This is a genomic window from Psychromonas antarctica, assembly GCF_022267535.1.
GTDB lineage: Bacteria > Pseudomonadota > Gammaproteobacteria > Enterobacterales > Psychromonadaceae > Psychromonas > Psychromonas antarctica.
In genome coordinates this window covers 13,565-31,301 of the sequence record NZ_JAHNZV010000029.1, presented here as the reverse complement: position 1 = coordinate 31,301, position 17,737 = coordinate 13,565, and the positions used below count along the sequence as shown (strand labels likewise).

General features: G+C 41.4%; 17 protein-coding genes. 5 read left to right on the top strand and 12 right to left on the bottom strand.

Annotation, left to right across the window (positions count from 1 at the left end; genetic code table 11):
* Window positions 1-63: 63 nt before the first annotated feature.
* Complete coding sequence (locus tag KSO91_RS08775; RefSeq protein ID WP_238742581.1) at window positions 64-411, top strand: DUF3622 domain-containing protein; 348 nt, start codon at window positions 64-66, stop codon at window positions 409-411.
* 262 nt (window positions 412-673) lie between these two features.
* Here the strand turns inward: KSO91_RS08775 and sucD are convergent, their stop codons facing one another.
* The 8 genes from sucD to sdhC form a co-directional block, all read right to left on the bottom strand.
* Complete coding sequence (sucD, locus tag KSO91_RS08770; RefSeq protein WP_238742580.1) at window positions 674-1,546, bottom strand: succinate--CoA ligase subunit alpha; 873 nt, start codon at window positions 1,544-1,546, stop codon at window positions 674-676.
* Window positions 1,546-2,712 (bottom strand): ADP-forming succinate--CoA ligase subunit beta, encoded by a 1,167-nt coding sequence (gene sucC, locus KSO91_RS08765; RefSeq protein ID WP_238742579.1) that lies wholly within the window; start codon window positions 2,710-2,712, stop codon window positions 1,546-1,548. The genes sucD and sucC overlap by 1 nt, the downstream gene beginning before the upstream one ends.
* A gap of 120 nt (window positions 2,713-2,832) precedes the next feature.
* Complete coding sequence (gene odhB, locus KSO91_RS08760) at window positions 2,833-3,990, bottom strand: 2-oxoglutarate dehydrogenase complex dihydrolipoyllysine-residue succinyltransferase (protein ID WP_238742578.1); 1,158 nt, start codon at window positions 3,988-3,990, stop codon at window positions 2,833-2,835.
* A gap of 44 nt (window positions 3,991-4,034) precedes the next feature.
* Complete coding sequence (locus KSO91_RS08755; RefSeq protein ID WP_238742577.1) at window positions 4,035-6,845, bottom strand: 2-oxoglutarate dehydrogenase E1 component; 2,811 nt, start codon at window positions 6,843-6,845, stop codon at window positions 4,035-4,037.
* 30 nt (window positions 6,846-6,875) lie between these two features.
* Window positions 6,876-7,589, bottom strand: coding sequence for a succinate dehydrogenase iron-sulfur subunit (locus tag KSO91_RS08750; RefSeq protein WP_238742576.1), 714 nt, complete (start codon window positions 7,587-7,589; stop codon window positions 6,876-6,878).
* Between the two features lie 14 nt (window positions 7,590-7,603).
* The gene (gene sdhA / locus KSO91_RS08745; protein WP_238742575.1) at window positions 7,604-9,370 is read right to left on the bottom strand and encodes a succinate dehydrogenase flavoprotein subunit; all 1,767 of its coding nucleotides are present in this window, start codon (window positions 9,368-9,370) and stop codon (window positions 7,604-7,606) included.
* A 1-nt stretch (window position 9,371) separates the two neighbouring features.
* Window positions 9,372-9,716, bottom strand: coding sequence for a succinate dehydrogenase, hydrophobic membrane anchor protein (gene sdhD, locus KSO91_RS08740; protein ID WP_238742574.1), 345 nt, complete (start codon window positions 9,714-9,716; stop codon window positions 9,372-9,374).
* A complete protein-coding gene (gene sdhC, locus KSO91_RS08735; RefSeq protein WP_238742573.1) occupies window positions 9,710-10,084 on the bottom strand; it encodes a succinate dehydrogenase, cytochrome b556 subunit in 375 nt (124 codons plus the stop codon). The genes sdhD and sdhC overlap by 7 nt, the downstream gene beginning before the upstream one ends.
* A 364-nt stretch (window positions 10,085-10,448) precedes the next feature.
* On the opposite strand from sdhC, the gene gltA reads away from it, so the two are divergent.
* Together gltA and aat are read left to right on the top strand one after the other, a co-directional pair.
* A complete protein-coding gene (gltA, locus tag KSO91_RS08730; protein WP_238742572.1) occupies window positions 10,449-11,741 on the top strand; it encodes a citrate synthase in 1,293 nt (430 codons plus the stop codon).
* 90 nt (window positions 11,742-11,831) lie between these two features.
* Window positions 11,832-12,545 (top strand): leucyl/phenylalanyl-tRNA--protein transferase, encoded by a 714-nt coding sequence (gene aat, locus KSO91_RS08725; RefSeq protein ID WP_238742571.1) that lies wholly within the window; start codon window positions 11,832-11,834, stop codon window positions 12,543-12,545.
* Window positions 12,546-12,766: 221 nt separating this feature from the next.
* Here aat and KSO91_RS08720 read toward each other — a convergent pair whose 3' ends face one another.
* On the bottom strand, window positions 12,767-13,171 hold the full coding sequence (locus KSO91_RS08720; protein WP_238742570.1) for a CBS domain-containing protein: 405 nt from the start codon (window positions 13,169-13,171) through the stop codon (window positions 12,767-12,769).
* A gap of 121 nt (window positions 13,172-13,292) precedes the next feature.
* On the opposite strand from KSO91_RS08720, the gene KSO91_RS08715 reads away from it, so the two are divergent.
* Window positions 13,293-13,835 carry a DUF2058 domain-containing protein gene (locus tag KSO91_RS08715; RefSeq protein WP_238742569.1) on the top strand — a complete coding sequence of 181 codons (543 nt, stop codon included), beginning with the start codon at window positions 13,293-13,295 and terminating at the stop codon, window positions 13,833-13,835.
* 54 nt (window positions 13,836-13,889) lie between these two features.
* Here KSO91_RS08715 and KSO91_RS08710 read toward each other — a convergent pair whose 3' ends face one another.
* Window positions 13,890-14,372, bottom strand: coding sequence for a YajQ family cyclic di-GMP-binding protein (locus KSO91_RS08710; protein ID WP_238742568.1), 483 nt, complete (start codon window positions 14,370-14,372; stop codon window positions 13,890-13,892).
* 167 nt (window positions 14,373-14,539) lie between these two features.
* Here KSO91_RS08710 and KSO91_RS08705 point away from each other — a divergent pair, with 167 nt between their 5' ends.
* Window positions 14,540-15,454 (top strand): ketopantoate reductase family protein, encoded by a 915-nt coding sequence (locus tag KSO91_RS08705; protein WP_238742567.1) that lies wholly within the window; start codon window positions 14,540-14,542, stop codon window positions 15,452-15,454.
* Here the strand turns inward: KSO91_RS08705 and KSO91_RS08700 are convergent.
* The gene (locus KSO91_RS08700) at window positions 15,415-16,407 is read right to left on the bottom strand and encodes an LPP20 family lipoprotein (RefSeq protein WP_238742566.1); all 993 of its coding nucleotides are present in this window, start codon (window positions 16,405-16,407) and stop codon (window positions 15,415-15,417) included. The two genes, KSO91_RS08705 and KSO91_RS08700, sit on opposite strands and share 40 nt — an antisense overlap.
* A 74-nt stretch (window positions 16,408-16,481) precedes the next feature.
* Complete coding sequence (locus KSO91_RS08695; protein WP_238742565.1) at window positions 16,482-17,714, bottom strand: COG3014 family protein; 1,233 nt, start codon at window positions 17,712-17,714, stop codon at window positions 16,482-16,484.
* Window positions 17,715-17,737: the final 23 nt, after the last annotated feature.

The following is a 17,737-nucleotide window of genomic DNA, read 5'->3' as shown; positions in this document are numbered from 1 at the left end:
AGAAATATCTCTATTATCAAATAAGCAGAAAAATAATTATTTAAGCATTAGGATGTAATAACAATGGCACAAGAAAACAAATTTGATTACGGTATTAAGCAAGATGGCGAAAAATGGGATGCAGAAATCATTCGTCGCGTATCTGCACGTAGGACCAGTGTTTCAAAACGTAAAAAAGGCTTTGCAACAGAAGAACTTGCTGAACAATGGGCAAAAGAGCAGTTAGCTGACTTTTTAGACAATCTACAAGCAAGTAACAAGCGTAAAGCTGAAAGACGTGATACGCGCAATGAATTAGCCGCTAAAGCTGAGGCAGATAAGCAAGCAGCTGCAGCTTTATATACAGAAAAACGTTTAGCTGCACTTGCATTAGCAGATGAAGAAGAAGACGACGCTCACATCGAAGAGTAAACAGGTTAACCAACTCCGATAACGTTATTTATTAGCAGGTTAACTTAGCCTGCTATATTTATGGACACAATGATCGACCCTTTATCTAAATTATTGACTCTTCCCCCCCCCCTATTTTAAAAAAAATAAAAACGCCTCTTTGACTCATCGTGAATAAATTATTTCACCTGCAAATCTGGCTAAGCTTTATAGATAATGAGCTATATTTATCAACACAAATAAAAAAGCCTAGTTAAATAACTAAGCCTTTTTAGGGGCAGCACTACCACCCCGTCACTTCGCGTAACGCACTGCCGATTTCAGCAAGTGATTTAGTGGTTTTAACGCCAGCATCTTCAAGTGCTTTGAATTTATCTTCAGCGGTTCCTTTACCCCCAGCGATAATAGCACCAGCATGACCCATACGCTTACCAGCAGGCGCTGTTACGCCAGCAATGTAAGAGACAACCGGTTTAGTGACATTGGCTTTAATAAATGCGGCCGCTTCTTCTTCTGCCGTTCCACCGATTTCACCAATCATTACAATCGCTTCAGTTTCAGGATCTGCTTGAAAAAGCGCAAGAATATCAATAAAACTTGAACCAGGGATGGGATCCCCACCAATACCAACGCATGTTGATTGGCCAAAACCTTCATCTGTGGTCTGTTTTACGGCTTCATAAGTTAATGTACCTGAACGCGAAACAATGCCTACTTTGCCTTTTTTATGAATATGCCCCGGCATAATACCAATCTTACATTCATCAGGCGTAATAACGCCTGGGCAGTTAGGACCGATCATCACCACCCCCGCTTGATCAAGCTTTACTTTTACCTTAATAAGGTCAAGTGTAGGAATACCTTCCGTGATCGTAACAATCAATTTAATACCGGCATCAATCGCTTCCAAAATAGCATCTTTACAAAATGGCGCGGGTACATAGATAACACTTGCCGTAGCACCTGTTTGCAATACAGCCTCACGCACAGTGTTAAAGACGGGTAGACCAAGATGAATTTGACCACCTTTACCCGGTGAAACACCACCAACCATTTGCGTACCGTAGTCAATCGCCTGCTCTGAGTGGAATGTACCTTGCCCTCCCGTAAAGCCCTGACAAATCACTTTTGTATCTTTATTAATTAAAATGCTCATTATTTGCCACCTACCGCTTTAACAGACTGCTCAGCCGCATCTGTTAGTGATGTTGCTGCAATAATATTAAGACCAGATTCGGCAAGAATTTTGCGACCCAGCTCCGCGTTATTTCCTTCTAAACGAACGATAACAGGTACACTGACACCAACCTCTTCAACGGCGCCGATCACCCCTTCTGCAATCAGATCACAACGCACAATACCGCCGAAGATGTTCACTAAAACTGCTTTAACTTTTTGGTCAGAAAGGATTATTTTAAAAGCTTCTGTAACACGTTCTTTAGTTGCACCGCCGCCAACGTCTAAGAAGTTAGCGGGGTTACCACCGTGCAAGTGCACTATATCCATCGTCCCCATTGCGAGGCCGGCACCATTCACCATACAGCCAATATTACCATCTAGCGCTACGTAATTGAGTTCCCACTGTGCGGCGTGCATTTCTCGTTCATCATCTTGCGTTGTATCATTAATGGCTTGAAGCTCTTTTTGACGATACATCGCATTTGAATCAATTGAAATTTTACCATCTAAACAAATCAAATCGCCTTCTGCGGTAACAACCAGAGGGTTGATTTCTAGTAAGGCTAAATCTTTATCTGCAAAAATAGTTGCAAGGCCTAAGAATATTTTTGTAAATTGTCCGACCTGTTTACCAGAAAGTCCTAATTTAAAAGCGAGTTCACGACCTTGATACGCTTGCGCGCCAACCAATGGATCGATCATAGCTGTGTGAATCAACTCAGGTGTTTGTTCTGCTACCTTCTCAATTTCTACACCGCCTTCGGTAGATGCCATAAAAGTAACTCGTTGTGATGCGCGATCAATGACCGCACCTAAATACAGCTCATTAGCGATATCACTGCAACTTTCCACTAACAGCTTGTTAACCGGCTGCCCATGAGCGTCTGTTTGATAAGTGATGAGGTTTTTACCTAGCCATTTATGCGCAAAATCTCGAATCGCTTCTTTTGATTTAACTAATTCAACGCCACCCGCTTTACCTCGGCCACCCGCATGCACCTGACATTTGACTACCCATTTATGACCACCTAATTGCGATGCCGCATTGACAGCTTCCTCTGCACTATCACATGCAATGCCTCGAGGTACAGGAAGACTATATTCTTTAAACAGCTGCTTAGCCTGATATTCATGCAAATTCATGATTATTTTCCATTATTTGGGTTAACTAATGACCTTATTATATAGGTCGCGATTGTCGAAGCAACATTACATTTCTACTTAGCCTATTGTTAATAAAAGTATTTTTTAAATAAAAAATACTTAAATATCCAAAAGTAGACGTGTTGGATCTTCAAGCAACTCTTTGATGGTCACTAAAAAGCTCACGGATTCTTTACCGTCAACTAAACGGTGATCATAAGACAGAGCCAAGTACATCATAGGCAATATTTCAACTTTACCATTTACTGCCATTGGCCTGTCTTGAATTTTATGCATCCCTAAAATCGCGGCTTGCGGCGGATTAATTATTGGAGTTGATAATAACGAACCAAATACGCCGCCATTGGTGACCGTAAAATTCCCCCCCATCATTTCATCGACCGTTAATTTACCATCTCGTCCTTTAATCGCTAAGGCTTTGATGCCTTTTTCAATTTCAGCGACACTTAAGGTATCCGTATCTCTAAGCACGGGTGTAACTAACCCGCGTGGCGTTGAGACTGCAATGCTGATATCAAAAAAGTTATGATAAACAATATCATCACCATCGATTGCTGCATTGACTTCAGGGAAACGTTTTAATGCCTCGGTAACAGCTTTGATATAAAAAGACATAAATCCTAAACGAATACCGTGTTTTTTCTCAAATGACTCTTGATATTGTTTACGAAGATTCATAATAGCTTGCATATTCACTTCGTTAAAGGTGGTTAGCATTGCCGTAGAATTTTTCGCTTCTAATAAGCGTTCTGCAACGCGTTTACGCAAACGCGTCATTGCCACGCGTTTATCACTACGAGCAATAACCGCTGAGACGATATCTACCTGAGCAGGGGTCTCACTTTTATTGAGTTCCTCGCGATGTTTTTCAACATCCTCACGAGTTATAACGCCCCCTTTACCAGAGCCTTTAATATCTTCTGCAGCAATGCCCTCTTCATTCATTAAACGGCGAATAGAGGGACTTGCATCGGGAGTCTTCGCAGGTTGAGCTGCAACCTCGGCTGTCTTTTCAGGAGCAGCGCCCTCTTTCAATTTACCTAACAACTGTTTAGAAAGTACCGTTGCACCTTCCTTTTCAACAATTTCTTGTAATATCCCGGATGCCGAAGCAGGGACTTCCAAGACCACTTTATCGGTTTCAATTTCAACAAGCACTTCATCTCGCTCAACAAAGTCTCCAGCTTGTTTATGCCACACTGCTACGCTTGCATCCGCTACTGACTCTGGAAGTTCTGGAACTAATATATCAATCATAATTAACGCTTCCTACTGTGAAATTTTTAAAACTAATTTAGGGATCATTCTTCTTCAAAACCAAGCGCTGCATTTACTAATGCTTTTTGCTGTTTTAAATGTAGCGACATATAGCCAACAGCGGTCGACGCAGAGGCATCTCGACCGACGTAATATAATTTAGCCTGTTCCGGTAATACTGTTCTAAAGTGATGCTGACTACAGTACCAAGCACCTTGATTTTGCGGCTCTTCTTGACACCAAATAAAATCATTAACGTGAGCATAATCGGCAAAAATAGCACGCACTTCATCCTCAGGGAACGGATATAGTTGTTCGATACGAATAATAGCGACATGATTAAATTCCAGATTACGCCGTTTCTCCAATAATTCGTAATAAACCTTACCACTGCATAATACGACGCGATTAACGGCTTGCATATCTAAGGGATCAATTTCAGCAATGGCATTTTGGAAAGTACCAGATGCCAGTTCATCCAACGTTGAAACCGCTAAGGGGTGTCTAAGTAATGATTTAGGTGACATCACAATTAATGGGCGACGCATAGAACGAATCACTTGTCGGCGTAACATATGATAAACCTGAGCGGGTGTTGATGGCACACAGACCTGCATATTATGCTCAGCACATAGTTGTAAATAACGCTCTAAACGAGCTGATGAATGCTCGGGACCTTGCCCCTCATAACCATGCGGCAACATAACGGTCAACCCGCACATTCTCCCCCACTTCTGCTCTCCAGAAGATAAAAACTGGTCAAAAATCACTTGCGCGCCATTGGCAAAATCACCAAATTGCGCCTCCCATATACACAACCCTTTTGGCGCACCAGTTGAATAACCGTACTCAAATGCTAAAACAGCAGCTTCTGACAATACCGAGTCATAAACATCAAAATGACCTTGTTGATCTGAGATATTTGCCAGTGGCGTATAAGGTTTGCCTTCAGCCTGCTCATATAAAACAGCATGACGATGAAAGAAAGTGCCACGTGCTGAATCTTGCCCGACTAGACGGATATTATATTTGCTATCAAGCAAAGTAGCATAAGCCAAATTTTCTGCAAAGCCCCAGTCACACAGTTTTTCTCCACGTGCCATAGTTTGACGATCTGCATAGATCTTTTTAACACGGGAGTGAAGCTGGTGTGATTCCGGATAATTATTTATCGAATCAGCTAACTCAAGTAAGCGCAGCTTAGGAAACTGTGCTTCATAAGATTCATACCAATTATGCTTCAGATAAGGAGACCAATCGACGGAGTGACGCTGCATCGATTGCCACTCTTTCACCACGCCTTCTCCATTATCAAGTGCTTGCCTATATTCTTCAACCAGTTGCTGGCCGTGGCCTGGTGCAATAACACCTTCTTTTTCGAGTTGTGCAACATAAATTTCCCGTGGCGTAGGATGTGTTCTTATTTTTTGATACATCAAAGGTTGCGTCGCACTAGGCTCATCTGCTTCATTATGGCCATGACGGCGATAACAGACTAAATCGATTACTACATCACGTTTAAATGTATTACGAAAATCTAAGGCTATCTGTGTTGCCAAAATAACCGCTTCAGGATCATCGGCATTAACATGAAGAATAGGTGCCTGCACCATTTTGGCTATATCTGTACAGTAGCGTGTCGAGCGGGTATCTTCTGGATTAGAGGTGGTAAAACCAATTTGATTGTTAATAACAATACGGATAGTGCCGCTAACTTTAAATGCACGTGCTTGCGACATATTAAATGTCTCTTGTACAATTCCCTGTCCTGCAATAGCTGAATCGCCATGTACCGTGATCGGTAGCACGCTTTCACCGATGCTCTGTAAGCGTTCTTGGCGCGCACGTACTGAACCTAAAACAACGGGGTTTACAATTTCTAAATGGGAAGGATTAAATGCAAGAGAAATATGCACATTACCTTTGGGTGTTTTAAAATCACTGCTAAAACCTTGGTGGTATTTAACATCACTTGAGCCGTTAAACTCACCGTGTTTACCCGCAAACTCATCGAATAAAGTATTCGGTTTCTTGCCGAGTACATTGACTAATACATTAAGGCGACCGCGATGCGCCATACCGAGTACAACTTCTTGTGCTCCCTGCTCACCCGCTCGGCGAATTAACTCTTTAAGCATCGGCACAAAAGAATCTCCACCTTCTAAAGAGAAGCGTTTCGCGCCAGGGAACTTTGCACCAATATAACGTTCAAGTCCCTCTGCTGCGGTCAACTCTTCCAGAAAACGATTTTTTGCTTGCTCACTAAAAGAGGGATTACTTTCGCATGATTCAATACGATTTTGCAGCCAACGTTTCTCTTCTGTATTGGTGATATGCATATATTCAGCACCAATCGAGCCGCAATAAGTACGCTTAAGAGAGCTCAGAAGATCACGTAATATCATGGTTTCATTGCTGGCCGCATAAGACCCCACATTGAAACTCGCATCCAGATCTGCTCCTTCCAACTCATGATAGAAGGGATCTAAGTCAGTAACAATCTCTTGCTTACTGAGCCCAAGTGGATCCAGTGCCGCCATTTCATGGCCGCGGTTACGATATGAGCCGATTAACTGCAACACTTGCACCTGCTTGGCATCATTATGTACCGCGCCTTCCGGCGGCGTAAAACACTTCGGCTTCTTAGCTGCCTCTTTCATCTGCGCGCGTATCACAGAGTGTGCTTCTTCGGGTAACTCATTCACTTGCGGTAGCCCATCAAAAACGGCTCGCCAATTCGCGTCGACAGCCATCGGGTCGGCTAAATAGGACTCATAAAGTGTTTCAATATAGGTAGAATTTGCCCCATATAGGTGCGATGAGGCTAACCATGTTTCCATAACATTAGTTGGCATGAAAATTCCTTATTATTCTTTTGTCTGCAACTAAATCGCGCGCTGTAATAGCATCGATTTAATTTTACCTATTGCTTTGGTCGGGTTTAATCCTTTAGGACAAACACTGACGCAATTCATAATATTATGGCAACGAAAAACACTAAATGCATCATCTAAATCATCAAGACGTGCTTCAGTTGCGCTATCACGACTGTCGATAAGAAAACGGTACGCAGCCAATAATCCCGCAGGACCGATAAACTTATCGGGGTTCCACCAAAATGATGGGCAAGAGGTTGAGCAGCACGCACATAAAATACATTCATATAAACCGTCAAGTTTTTCACGCTCTTGTGGTGACTGTTTAAATTCACCCGCTGGCGGCTGTCTATCGTCGCTTATTAAATATGGCTTTATTTTTTCATATTGAGTATAAAATTGGCTCATATCAATAACCAGATCACGCACGACGGGCATCCCCGGCAGCGGGCGTAATACGACTTTAGCTTTTGACAATAAGTCAGACAGTGGCGTAATACAAGCTAAGCCGTTTTTACCGTTGATATTTAAACCATCAGATCCACATACGCCTTCACGACAGGATCGACGAAAGGACAAACTCGGATCCTGTTCTTTTAATAGGATTAATGCATCTAAGAGCATCATATCCGAGCCTTGGGGCACCTCTAAACTGAAATCTTGCATATAAGGCGCATTATCAATATCAGGGTTATAACGATAAACAGAGAATATAACATTCATAACAACAAACCTTTTTAATAAACACGCGCTTTAGGTGGGAAAGCGGCACGTAACACAGGAGCCATATTGACATCACGTTTACACATGCTCTGCGTTTCTGGGTTAAAAACACTATGGTGTAACCAATTTTTATCATCACGTTCAGGATAATCGAATCGGCTATGTGCCCCGCGGCTCTCAGTTCTAAAGTTAGCGGCCATTGCGGTCGCAAAGGCCGTTTCCATGAGATTATCAAGCTCTAAACATTCGATGCGATTAGTATTAAACTCGCTACTTTTATCGCTTAATTTGGCGTTTTTCAGACGCTCACGCAGTACTTTTAATTGCGCTAGCCCTTCGGCCATGGCCGCTCCTTCCCTAAATACGGAAAAGTTATGCTGCATACATTGTTGTAAATCTTTACGGATTTGTACAGGGCACTCTGTACCGTCGCCCTTTTCCCAGCGATTGAAACGCGCTAATGCCGTATCAATATTTTCTTGGGAGGCCTCTTTTGCAGTATTTTTTTCGCTTAGCACCTTACCTAAATGCTTACCTGTTGCCCGACCAAAAACGACTAAATCAAGTAACGAGTTTCCCCCTAGTCGATTCGCACCATGCACCGAGACACAAGCAACTTCACCGACAGCAAATAGCCCTTTTACTTCAGTATCGTTACCTTTTTCATCCAGCTTTAATACTTGACCGTTGACCGTCGTGAGCACCCCGCCCATCATATAATGGCACGTTGGAATAACGGGGATAGGCTCTTTAACAGGATCAACGTGGGCAAAGGTACGGGATAGTTCACATATTCCAGGCAGACGAGACTCTAAAACCTCTTTGCCTAAATGATCTAATTTTAATTTAACGTGCGTACCCCACGGCCCTTCGCAGCCACGCCCTTCGCGAATTTCGATCATAATAGATCGCGCAACGACATCGCGTCCCGCTAAATCTTTTGCATTAGGCGCATAACGTTCCATAAAACGCTCACCGTCTTTGTTAAGGAGATAGCCGCCTTCTCCACGACACCCCTCTGTCACTAATACCCCCGCACCAGCGATACCGGTCGGGTGGAATTGCCACATTTCCATATCTTGGACAGGTACACCAGCGCGCAGTGCCATACCAATACCGTCTCCGGTATTAATATGCGCATTAGTTGTCGATGCATAAATTCGTCCCGCGCCGCCTGTTGCAAATACCGTTGCTTGCGCCTTAAAAAATGCCACTTCCCCGCTTTCAATATTGATGGCAGTGCACCCCACCACATCTCCATCGTCATTTTTAACTAAATCGAGTGCATACCACTCAGAATAAATAGTCGTTTTATTCTTAATATTTTGCTGATAAAGCGTATGCAGCAATGCATGCCCAGTACGATCCGCTGCAGCGGCTGTACGCGATGCCTGCTCGCCACCAAAGGCTTTAGATTGTCCGCCGAATGGGCGTTGGTAGACACTACCATCCTCAAAACGGGAAAAGGGTAGCCCCATATTTTCCAGCTCTCTGACCACTTCAGGTCCCGTTTTACACATATATTCAATGGCGTCTTGATCGCCTATATAATCAGACCCCTTGACCGTATCGTACATATGCCATTGCCAATCATCTTCATGCGCATTGCCCAACGCAACAGTGATACCACCTTGCGCAGAAACCGTATGAGATCGGGTTGGAAAGACTTTGCTTATCAGAGCACAACTTTTACCCTCTTGGGAAATAGAAAGTGCCGCTCGCATACCTGCGCCACCCGCTCCGATAACAATCGCATCAAACTCTCGAATAGGAAGCGTCATATTAAATACCCCACAAAATAACAACACCAGAAATAACATATATGAATGCAATTGAGGTTAGAAAAAACTGTAACGTACCACGTAGCAGTGTGTTTTTTACATAATCAGTCAATACTTGCCAGATACCGATCCATGAATGAACCAGCATCGCAATCAATGCAAATAATGTAAAAACTTTTGTTAAGGTCAAGGAGAAAAAGCTACGCCAAACTAAATAAGTGATATCGGTACTACTAATAAAACCAACAAGATAAATGATATAGGCAAGCAGTATTACCGCGCTTGCACGTAATAAGATATAATCATGGACACCACTTCTACCAAAAGTGCCTGCAACCTTTACCATAACAACCACCCCACAGAAATAGATAATAATGCCGTTAATAAAAAGGCAAGTTTAGTACTCAATACAGCACTTTCCAGCTCTTCCCAATGACCCAGATCTTGAATCATATGACGCACACCAAAAACAGCATGATAAGCAAGCGCCGTCAGTCCCCCCCATATAACAAAGTCAAATAGCAGAGAATCAAAGTAACGAGCAATATTTTGGAACTCTTGCTCGGAAGTTAATGAGTAATTGAGCAGAATTAAAAATAGGGCTAAGACAATAAAAACAATAATCCCAGAGATACGGTGTAAGATTGAGGCGATTGCAGTTATCGGGAAATTAACCGTCGATATTTGTAGATTTTTAGGTCTCTCTTTGCGCACAATTTGCCTCTTTTAATTAACGAATAGATAGGGGTTGTTAAATCTATGTAATACCAATGTCATTGTTAGCATAATGTTAATACTTTGTAACTGATAGATACCGTTTTTGCCGTAATCAGGGCTAATAAAAAAGCAATTTTGTGATAGATATTACAGATTTACATTAAGCATTAAAATTAAAGTAATAACTGCTATTATCAAGATCTTAAATATTATTTATGGTCACTTTTAATACATATTTCAGCGCCGCTATTCTTCACTTACAAAAGTGAGGGGGGTTAAAATTGACAAGGCTAAACTTAGCCTGTAAAAATACGTAGCGTGAGATTAACGCGCATCTTTTAAAAAAGCAGGGGAAGATAAAATGACGGAGCAAAAAGCAATACTTCATTTACCAGGACAAGAAGCCATCGAGCTGCCAATTATTAAAGGTACAGCTGGTAATGATGTGATTGATATTAGTAGCTTAGGAAAAGCGGGTTATTTTACTTACGATCCAGGTTTTCTCGTAACGGCCTCTTGTGAATCTGCCATCACTTATATCGATGGTGATAAAGGTATCCTTCTACATCGCGGTTACCCTATCGCTCAGCTTGCTGAAAAATCAGATTACCTTGAAGTTTGTTATTTGCTATTAAATGGCCGATTACCAGATAAAAATGAATTTGATAAATTCCATAGTATCGTTCTACATCACACGATGATCCATGAACAGCTGGCAAAACTTTATCAAGGTTTTCGTCGGGATTCACACCCAATGGCTATTATGGTGGGAGTTGTTGGCGCATTATCAGCCTTTTATCATGACTCACTCGATATTACTAATGTGAAACATCGTGAAGTTGCCGCTTATCGCCTTATTTCAAAAATGCCAACACTAGCAGCAATGAGTTATAAATATTCAAATGGGCAACCTTTTGTTTATCCAGATAACTCTCTTTCTTATGCCGGTAACTTCTTAAAAATGATGTTTGCTGTGCCCTGTGAAGAGTATAAAGTTAACCCAGTGCTCGAGCGCGCAATGGATAAAATTTTCATTCTACATGCAGATCATGAGCAAAATGCATCCACTTCCACAGTACGTTTGGCGGGCTCTTCAGGCGCAAATCCATTTGCCTGTATTGCTGCCGGCATTGCGTCTTTATGGGGACCTGCACATGGCGGAGCAAATGAAGCTTGTTTAGTCATGCTTGAAGAGATCGCTTCTGTCGATAGGATCCCAGAATTTATTGCCCGAGCAAAAGACAAAGATGATCCATTCCGCTTAATGGGATTTGGTCACCGCGTCTATAAAAATCATGATCCACGTGCCACCGTAATGCGTAAAACTTGCCATGAAGTATTGAATGATTTGCAAATTAACGATCCATTGCTTGATGTAGCAATGGAGTTAGAGCGAATTGCACTTGAAGATCCGTACTTTATTGAAAAGAAACTTTACCCTAACGTTGATTTCTATTCTGGTATCGTACTACAAGCAATGGGGATCCCCCGTTCAATGTTTACCGTTATCTTTGCAATCGCCCGTACCGTAGGTTGGGTTTCTCATTGGAAAGAGATGTTAGATCAACCAGGGCAACGTATTGGCCGCCCTCGTCAATTATACACAGGTGCAGTTGATCTTCAGTTTGATCATGTTGATGACCGTTGTAACTAAATTTTTGTTTAGTGAGTCTTAACAACGCATGATCGTTCCCTAGGCCAGTGTTTACACTGGCTTTTTTGTGCCTTAGAAAAGTATTAACCTATGACTATTTACATCCCAGAATTACCCCTCGACAACAGCCTATTTCCCAATGTTAACAGTGCATTAAGTGAGCCAGACGGGCTGTTGGCAATGGGCGGTGATCTTAACCCTCAACGTATTATCAATGCTTATAACCAAGGCATTTTCCCGTGGTTTAGTGAAGGCGATCCTATTTTATGGTGGAGTCCAAGCAAACGAGCCATTATCAAACCTGCATTTTGTCATATCAGTAGAAGCATGAAAAAAGTGCTTACAAACAGCACATTCACAGTCACCATCAATCATGCTTTTTTAGAGGTGATCACAAACTGCGCCCAACCAAGGCACTATCAAGCTGAAACATGGATAAGCGCCGCGATGATTGATGCCTATAGTAAACTGCACCAGCAAGGTTTTGCCCACTCAATTGAAGTATGGCAAGGGCATCAATTAGTCGGCGGTTTGTATGGTGTTTGCATTGGTAGGTTGTTCTGTGGTGAATCTATGTTTAGTAAGGTAAGCAACAGTTCCAAAATCGCTTTTATCGCTTTAAACCAACACCTCAGCCGCTTTTCAGAAACCGTTATCGACTGCCAACTGCAAAGCTCACACCTACAGAGCTTAGGTGTTCAGGAAGTCTCCCGTGAAGAATTTATTACTAATTTACAAAAATGTAGAAATAAAAAGCTTAACGAGGATTGCTGGCAGCGACAGGCCTTTTTTTTCAAAAAATAAAAGGCGCAAATGCTGCAGTTTAAGCTTCCATAGGATTTTATTTATGTTTCGCTCGGGAGTATGAAAGCGCAGTTATCTTTAATATCATAGAGTATTAATAGCGGCTGCAGTACAAGTGAAATCAGCTAACAATAGCAACCTATTGCTTGCTGAATTAACCTAAAAACAGATGGTAATAACTGAGTTGTATTGATTTATTTACACGCAACAGCATTTATTGACTAACAGGACTCGAGCTGTTTATACATTGCCGAAAGCACATCTTTTCTGGAAATCAAACCGATATACCTATTTTCATTATCAACTACCGGGTATATTTTCGGTGAAGTCACGCACATCTGCTGGGCTAAATCAAAAACACTCATTGATCCTTTTACAGAAAGAACGGTTTTGACCATGACATCTTCAACAAGTGCAGCTAATTCACAGTAATAACTTGCCTCTATCATTTTTGCTAAACAGTCTTGTTCAGAAAGCCAGCCAATAACGAGTCCGTGATCATCAATAACAGGCCCGCCTAAGTAGTGACTAGTAAGTAATTTCTCTACCGCTGTTTCAATGGCCATCTCTTTTTTGAAAAAAAGACTTTTACTTCGCATAAAAGTGGAAACCTGCAAATCATTCATAAAAAGCTCCTTATTTAGATACTTAAAGCTTAATCTCTTTTACAAAAAAGTCGATTTTTGTACTGCCATATTGTGCTAAAGTATTGTTAATTTATAACACAATTTAACATAGGTATAAGATATGGCTTCATTACAAGAGCAATTGATGAAATCAGGGCTAATCAACAAACAAAAAGCACAACAAGCACAAACAGAAAAACGACGCAACGCAAAGCAAAAAAAGAAAAAAGGCACGGTTGAAGTCTCTGATGTACAAGTAATAATTAATTCACAAAAAGAGATACAGAAACAGCAGGATTTAGAAAAAAACAGACAAACTCAGGCAGAATTAGATGCCCGTGCAGCACATGCTAAATTGATTCAGATGATCGCTCAGCATTGTGAGAAAAATTATCAAGGTGAAATAGATTACCACTTTACTTATGCTAACAAAGTTAAGCGCATCGCGATTAACGCGAAAACACAATACAGCCTAATAAACGGTATGCTGGCTATTTGTGTATTAAATGACGCATTTTATCTGATCAATAAAGAAGCGGTCGCAAAACTGACTGAAATTGATCCTTCAGTGCTGGTTGCGTTACATGAAAAAGTTGAATTATCTGATATTGAAGAAGATGATCCCTATGCTGAGTTCGCCATTCCGGATGATCTTATCTGGTGATCTAAATAATTCGTTGCTACCTTTCCAGTAGCAACGATTTAATACTAATGGGCGTTAATCTCGAAAATTATTAAACTGGAAACCTTGCTCTAAATCGGTCCCTTTTATTAACGCCATCACCGCTTGTAAATCATCGCGCTTTTTACCCGTAACACGTAACTGCTCACCTTGTACGGCAACTTGAACTTTCATTTTGTTGTCTTTGATGAGCTTGATTAATTTCTTAGAGGTAGGTTGATCAACTCCCTCCTTAAATTTAACCGATTGCGTCCATGTTTTACCGCTATTGCTCGGAGCATCAAGATCCATCGCTCGCGCATCAATGCCCCTTTTTATGAGGTGATTACGCAGCATATCTGCAAGCTGTCTTAATTGCGAGTCATGCTCTGCGGATAACTTAGCGGCATCTTTAACAAAAGAAAAGCTTGCTTTGACACCACGAAAATCAAAGCGTGTATCAAGTTCACGATTGGCATTATCAATGGCATTTTTTACTTCAGCCATATCTATTTCTGAAACAATATCAAATGAAGGCATTTTTATTCCTGTTTAAATGTGAAACTATTTGCGCTAAGTTACCAGAAAAGAATCATTTCATCTATACCCATGGTACTACAAGGTGTTTGCTGATTTTGTACCTTGAAGTATCATGGGGTATATATAACCCCATTAAAATGATGGCAATGACAACTAAGGTAAATAATATGTGGCAAATTATCGGTGCGGGGGCAATTGGTTGTTTATGGGCTGCCAATTTAAAACGAATTGGCCAGCCTGTCCACCTGGTAACTCGAATACCCAGTCTCACTGATACACTTAAGTATCAAGATCTGCATAATGATATGCATCACTATAAAATAATACACAGTACCTCCATTAATTCAATCAGCCCACTGCTTATCTGTGTCAAAGCGACCCAAGTCGAAAATGTGATTGCAACTCATATCAATGCGATAAACGCAGAGCAGCCAATTATATTAATGCATAACGGCATGGGGTGCGCCGAGCGAGTGCAAGCACTTTTACCCAATAACCCAATTATATGTGCCACAACGGCCAATGCAGCCTTATTACATGCTCCTTTATCCGTGCAACAGACCGGCCAAGGTATGACTTATTTAGGGCCTTTTAATAACTTAGCCCGCCCCTATGAAGCATTGGCTGAGCCATTAAACAGCGCCTTAGGCAACACCTACTGGTGTGATCAGATCAAACATAAGTTATGGTTAAAAATATTGATTAATATGGCTATCAATCCACTAACGGCTATTTATCAGATTAATAATGGGCAGTTGCTTAAGGGGCAGCTGCAAAAGCAAATAAAAGCAGTAGCCAAGGAGGGGGTCAAGCTTGCGGTAGCTGAACAGGTAAGCTTAACAGAAGATGAACTCCTGAATCGCATCAAACAAGTGATCACACAAACAGCGCAAAATTATTCTTCGATGAATCGTGACATCCATTTCCAGCGAACGACTGAAAATGAGCATATCGCTGGTTATTTATTAAAAAAAGGAATGCAGCACCACATCACGCTTCCTACTATTCAATCACTTTATTCAAAAATTAAGCTCTTAGAAAACTATAACGTCGGAGAATCACTCAATAATTGTGCGAGATAATCAGAAATATTTTCATTGATCTTCACTTGTAAACGCGAAACAAGCTGAGTTTGCTGCTTAGCCGATATTTTTACTGGCCAGCTTTTACGACTAATGACTTGGCCATTTTCTGCCAGTGATAATGCATAACTTCCGCGCAGCCAATACCAATTGTTAATAAATTCAGGCTCACTGAGCGCAATATCGGCGCTGATCTGTACGCGCGAACGCTCGACAATCGAGATCCCTAATTGTGCTAAAGCTGACTGCAGCGTTTCTTTATGGCGGTCACTATCCACTGCCACACTAACCTGCATTGAGGCTAATTTTTTAGCAATCAATTTTTCAATTTCAAGATTAGAAATATCACTCGCGATACCTGAAAAACTCACCTGTTTGAGTTGTTGATTTGCCATTGTGCGCGCCAATTGCTCATCACGTGCTGCACGCAGTGCATTTAATGATGCAATTACATTCGCCGCGTGGTTAATGCTGTAGTCTATATAATCAGCACTCGATTCATCCAATGCCATGATTGTCTCTGTTAAATTACGGGCAGCAGTACGTTTCTCTAATACCGCTAAAGCATAATACTCACCTTCGGGACTCAGCCAGCTATTTCTTATCAGCATGCCACTTATCACCTGTTCGGTTTTTGTGTGAATATTTCGCTGCAAACTTGTTGAGCTTTGCATTGTCACGGCCAATGCATTTTGCTCTTTTGTGGCTTGGGTTAAACTGTTTGTTTGCGCGTTGACAGTGACAACAAATATTTCGGCTAAATTGGCCTGTGCATTTGTCGATGCGCGCTCGCGAGTCAATCCTTGTCCAACAGCCGTTAAATATTCTTTTACAGGATAACTGCTTTGTGCGTTATCAATCCATACTGGCCGCGTTTTAAGATCTGCCACTGACGTACATGAAGTCAGTAAACAACAAAGCAATAACAAACTTAAATTTATACTTCCTTTCATTAGTGATCTTCTCCCTTCTTATTAATCAATCAAAGAAATACATGAGTCATTATGGTACTCAAAAAAACACTTTATCACTGTTGATAATGAAAAATATTATTTGATAAGCTATTGATTAAAAATATGTTTTTAGTGCCTTTTTTGATAGTGACTTTTTTCGATACATTGTAACGGCTATCAATTAGCAACTCACTTTCCGGAGTTTCTATATAAGCAAACTGAATCGTTGCCGGCAGCATATTCCAACTTCTTAAATCGGCCACTTCCGTGAGCAGCGTGACCAAATTAATGAGTGCGGCAAACAGAGAATCTTCCTGATCCGCTTTTTTTACCAGTTGGTATTTGGCGATCGCACGGGTCGTGGTCAGTAATAAAATAGAAGGATACTCCTTGGATAGATCATCACGTACCAAGCTATCTATATTTTCCACTAATTGCGTTCTTTGCAGATCAATTACGGCCTGTTCTATCGGAGCGCTTTTGGCTGGATAGTCAGGCATGGAGATGCGAATTAACTGCTCACCGTTAAGGCTAGGCACAACGATTGAGCGTTGTATTTTGCTACTCACTACGCCATCAAAATAAAGGGCAAAAACTTGGCTTTTATTGTTATTAGTTGGCGTTGCCAGTGAGGGGAATTGCTTTTTATACGCTGCATATTGCTCTTCTGCACCGAGTTTAAAACTGTTGCGCAGTAATGCTTGCTGTAACCCAAGCGGCAAAACCAAGCCGCGTTGTTGAATAATGTCTGCCGCATTTCTATAACTAATTAACGCATTAGATTGCTCATCTAATAGTTCATAGATGATACCAGCCAACAGATGTGCACTGGCTAACTGACCATTAAGCGCATGCTGCTCTGTAAGTTTTTTCATGGCGATATCAGCCTGTAACACTTCCACCCGTGCGCCATCAATATCGTTATTAAACAGATAACTCAAGGCTAATATAGTGTGTACCATGACCCTGTCAGTCGGGTATCCGCTATAACTTCTTAATGTTTCATTAACTGAGCCGGCGCCGATATTCTCACTCACAGAGCTGGCTGCTAATACCGCCATTTCGCGTTTTGCCAGTGACAGAGTCGCAATCGCAGATTTAAAATCTGCGGTCATAAATTGCAGTAGACCGAGATTTAAATGAAACTGAGCAAAATCTCGTTTAGCCGGTTCGCTGACTTGTAACTTATCAAGCACTCGCTGCGGATCTTGATTGTACAATAAATTTGCGAGCTCGTTATTAGCTTGCTGCTGCCCCGCACATCCTGAAATAATCAAGCAAAGAATAAGAATGAAGCCTTTATACATCAGTTATTCCCGAATAGTTTAAA